This is a genomic window from Salsipaludibacter albus (assembly GCF_019798055.1).
GTDB lineage: Bacteria > Actinomycetota > Nitriliruptoria > Nitriliruptorales > Nitriliruptoraceae > Salsipaludibacter > Salsipaludibacter albus.
Genome location: NZ_JAHOPH010000019.1, coordinates 57768 through 58541, shown reverse-complemented (window position 1 = coordinate 58541; position 774 = coordinate 57768). Strand labels below are relative to the sequence as shown.

At 67.4% G+C, this 774-nt stretch carries 2 protein-coding genes (1 of these 2 cut by a window edge); both read left to right on the top strand.

Annotated elements, in window-relative coordinates:
* Nucleotides 1–67: the final stretch of a cell wall-binding repeat-containing protein gene (locus KR546_RS12460; RefSeq protein ID WP_476661764.1), read on the top strand. Its footprint begins 1130 nt before the window's first position; only the last 67 of its 1197 coding nucleotides appear in the window; its start codon lies off the left edge, out of view; the stop codon is at nt 65–67.
* The coding region (locus tag KR546_RS12455; RefSeq protein WP_238445036.1) for a putative Ig domain-containing protein at nt 55–774 on the top strand (720 nt) is incomplete at its 3' end. The genes KR546_RS12460 and KR546_RS12455, both read left to right, overlap by 13 nt.

Genomic DNA, 774 nt, shown 5'->3' with positions numbered 1-774 from the left:
TTGGAGCCGGCGAACTCTCCGCCGGTGTTGGATGTGCCGGCGGAGGTGTCGGGCGTGGTCGGCGTGACACTCGTTCCGGTGGAGGTCACGGCCAGCGATCCTGACGGCGACGATGTCGCGCTTGCGGGTGAGGGGTTGCCCGACGGGCTCGAGCTGGTCGACAACGGTGACAACACCGCGACCATCCAGGGCACGCCCACAGCGGTCGGGTCGGGCGAGTTCACGGTGACCGGCATGGATCCCGATGGTGCGACTGACATGGCCACGATCGCGTTCACCGTGTCGGAGCCGGCGAACTCTCCGCCGGTGTTGGATGTGCCGGCGGAGGTGTCGGGCGTGGTCGGCGTGACACTCGTTCCGGTGGAGGTCACGGCCAGCGATCCTGACGGCGACGATGTCGCGCTTGCGGGTGAGGGGTTGCCCGACGGGCTCGAGCTGGTCGACAACGGTGACAACACCGCGACCATCCAGGGCACGCCCACAGCGGTCGGGTCGGGCGAGTTCACGGTGACCGGCATGGATCCCGATGGTGCGACTGACATGGCCACGATCGCGTTCACCGTGTCAGAACCGGCAATCGAGCATTGTGGCGAGGTCGCGACGAACGAAACATGGACGGCTGACGTGGTCCACACTCTCACCTGCGACCTGACGGTGGAGTCGGGGGTGTCGTTGACGGTGGCGGCCGGAACGGTGGTCAAGTCCTTCGATGCCCGGTTGCGGGTGGAGGGGACCCTGCAGGTCAACGGCACGGCCGACCAGCCGGTGGTGTTC